Source organism: Fulvivirga kasyanovii, assembly GCF_009711405.1.
In the GTDB taxonomy this organism is placed as follows: Bacteria; Bacteroidota; Bacteroidia; order Cytophagales; family Cyclobacteriaceae; genus Fulvivirga; species Fulvivirga kasyanovii.
The window spans coordinates 1-2,973 of sequence record NZ_SMLW01000240.1 but is presented as its reverse complement, the minus strand read 5'-3'; the positions used below and the strand labels follow the sequence as shown (position 1 = coordinate 2,973).

Sequence of the window (2,973 nt, the reverse complement as noted above, 5' to 3'; positions counted from 1 at the left end):
GGGACTAAACAGAATGATTCCTTTCAATAAACCTCATGGCTTTAAAATAGAGGAGATTAAGGATGATTATATAAAAACATCACTGCCCTACAAAAGGAGGAATTTTAATCATATCCGCGGCCTGCATGCATGTGCACTGGCTACCTTATCAGAATTTACCACCGGGTTTTTGATGGTCTCCAGGCTAGATCCGAAGAAATACCGGATAATATTAAAAACTCTTGAAATGGATTATCACTACCAGGGTAAAATGAAAGCCTACGGCACTTTCAATTTAACTGACGATTGGCTTAATGATCAGATTTACAAACCCTTGGAAGCGAATGAGGCGGTGGTGGTGATCTGCGAAATAAAAATCCATGATGAAGAGGGTAACCATCTTACAACTGGTAAGGTGCACTGGCAGGTGAAATCATGGAGCAAAGTAAGAACAAAGGCCTGAAGCAATTTTTTATAAAAAATTGTTAAATTGGAAGGTGATCTGTTTACAGTCGGGGATAGCTTGATAGGAACTGTAAACGGGCAAACCAGTGAAATGTAAACTGAAACGCTATGCGAAAAATAGACCAACTACTCAGTGAATACGGTGAGAGCCATCAGAATGCAACGAACAAAACCATACATTGGATCTGTGTGCCACTGATCTTTTTTAGTATTGTGGCATTGATCTGGTCTATTCCACATGGTCCGCTTGAGCAGCTTTTGGGCAATGCCGGGAATCCGTATGTCAACTGGGCCACGGTAACGCTGGTAGTGGTACTGGCCTACTATATTACACTTTCCATACCTTTGGCAGTAGGTATGATGCTGTTTTCGGTGTTTTGTTTATTTATAGCAAAAAGCCTCGATCAGCTCAATTTCGCCCCTTTATGGCTTATTGCCATTGTTATTTTTGTGCTGGCCTGGATCGGTCAGTTTTATGGGCATAAGGTCGAAGGAAAGAAGCCATCCTTCTTTAAGGATGTTCAGTTTCTGATGATTGGCCCTGCCTGGTTAATGCATTTTATTTTTAAAAAAATAGGGATTAGTTATTAAGAAGAGGGAATTGCCGGGTATTATACAATTACCCGAAACAGTAGCGAAGGGTGGTAAATTAAGTTTTATTGAAGGGAACCATATTCCTTTTTTGGTTAAAAGGGTTTTCTGGATTTATGATATCAAGGCAGAAACAGAAAGGGGAGGCCATGCCCATATCAATGCTGATCAGGTGTTGATCTGCCTGCAAGGTCATGTTCATATCGACCTTGAGAGTACCAGGGGTGACCGTTACTCATTTGATTTAGATGACCCTTCCAGGGCATTATACTTTCCCAGGCAGCACTGGCTCAATATGCAATGTGCCCAGGGTACCATATTGATGGTACTGGCTTCTAATGAGTATAATGAAAACGGCTACATCAAGGATTATAAAGATTTCAAAGCCCTGGATCATGAGGTGTGAACTGAAAGTACACCAGGAGCAAGGTGCTTTTAACCCTATAAGGGACAACTCGTTTTTTTTTCATACCCACGCTTTCGTTAGTTATAATAAGTCTCAGCCTACTTACTGCTGGCATCTTGAAACGAGTGAAGGGGAGGTCAAGGGAAGGATCTGCTTTAACGGACAAGGAAAAATAGCCGTTAGCCTTGCCAAGAGTTCATTCGGTAGTTTTGAACTGGGGGAGAATATTCAGGAGGAACAATTATCATTTTTTGTGGATCAGTTGTTACACCAGCTTGAAGCATTGGGCTTTGAGCAGGTACGGATTGTTTCTTTTCCAAGCGCATACCATGTATCACATTTCAACCTAATCAACATGGTGCTATGCGAGTTTGGTTTTAAAGTGATAGAAAGACACCCTAACCATTATTTTCCTGTAAGTAATCAGGTATTCGCCTGCCTTGTAAAGGCAGATGAAAGGAGGTATTTGAACAGGGCCAAAAAATTAGGCTTTAATTTCAGACAGCTTGATATACAGTTTCTGCCCCAGGTGTATGAGTTGATTTACTCAAGCCGGCAGAAGAAAGGCTATACGGTGAGTATGTCCTATGAAGACCTTGAGCAAACGATTTTAACATTTCCTGATCGCTATCTTATTTTTGGGCTTTTTCAACAAAGTCAAATGGTTGGCTCCTCTGTATGCGTAAAAGTAAATCAGGATATTCTGTACGATTTTTACCATGGAGATGACTTGAATTTTCGAAAACATAGTCCTGTTGTTCCTTTAATTGAAGGTATATACAATTATGCACTGAGAGAAAATTATAAGCTACTGGATCTGGGCACCTCCATAGAAGAGGGGGTTTATGCATTCAAAAAGAATTTGGGGGCCAAGGCATCAGAAAAGATAGTTTTCGAACGAAGTATTTAATTGCCCATGAACCTTCAAAAGCTTTTGCTTAAGCAATTTTTCAGTGTAGGCGCATATAAGTACCTCGGGGAACTGATCTTTTTTCTAAGCTCAGTAGTTATCTCACGGCTTTTGCTTCCCGAAGAATTTGGTTTGATTGCCATGGCCACCATTTTTTACAGCTTTCTGGCGCAGTTTACGGATATGGGAGTTAGCGAATCTGTAGTAAGAGAAGCAGGGGATGAAAAATTTTATCAGAATATCCAGAACCTGTATCTGCTCATAGGGCTCATTGCCGGCGGAGCCATGGCGGTATTGGCTTATCCAATATCTTTATTTTTTGAACAGGAGACATTATTTCCTGTTGGACTCACTTATGGAGGAATACTTTTTTTATATGCTTTTCCCAAGGCTATGGTGGCGTACCTGCGAAAGGAGGAGAAGCTGGTATTGATATCTAAAATCGAACTGGCTTGTGTTGTGTTTCATGTTTTATGCAGCATATTTTTAGCCTGGGCAGGGTTTTCCTACTGGTCTTTGGTTCTCCCTCATCTGGTGCTGCCCATTTTTTATTATTTCCTTTACAGGAGGTATGTGAAAATAGCTTTTTTGAAGTTCTCAGTGTCCAGTATAGCTGATGCCT

The 2,973-nt window shown here is 40.8% G+C and carries 5 protein-coding genes; all 5 read left to right on the top strand.

What is annotated here, in order from left to right; translation table 11 throughout:
* On the top strand, positions 1-442 hold a 442-nt coding region (locus E1163_RS01310), incomplete at its 5' end, for a DUF4442 domain-containing protein (RefSeq protein WP_155168722.1).
* 110 nt (positions 443-552) lie between these two features.
* Complete coding sequence (locus E1163_RS01305; protein WP_155168721.1) at positions 553-1,035, top strand: Mpo1 family 2-hydroxy fatty acid dioxygenase; 483 nt, start codon at positions 553-555, stop codon at positions 1,033-1,035.
* A gap of 10 nt (positions 1,036-1,045) precedes the next feature.
* Complete coding sequence (locus E1163_RS01300; RefSeq protein WP_155168720.1) at positions 1,046-1,441, top strand: sugar 3,4-ketoisomerase; 396 nt, start codon at positions 1,046-1,048, stop codon at positions 1,439-1,441.
* Positions 1,431-2,351 carry a hypothetical protein gene (locus tag E1163_RS01295; RefSeq protein WP_155168719.1) on the top strand — a complete coding sequence of 307 codons (921 nt, stop codon included), beginning with the start codon at positions 1,431-1,433 and terminating at the stop codon, positions 2,349-2,351. The genes E1163_RS01300 and E1163_RS01295 overlap by 11 nt, the downstream gene beginning before the upstream one ends.
* A 6-nt stretch (positions 2,352-2,357) precedes the next feature.
* Positions 2,358-2,973, top strand: a 616-nt coding sequence (locus tag E1163_RS01290; protein ID WP_155168718.1) for an oligosaccharide flippase family protein, incomplete at its 3' end; no start/stop codon positions are given.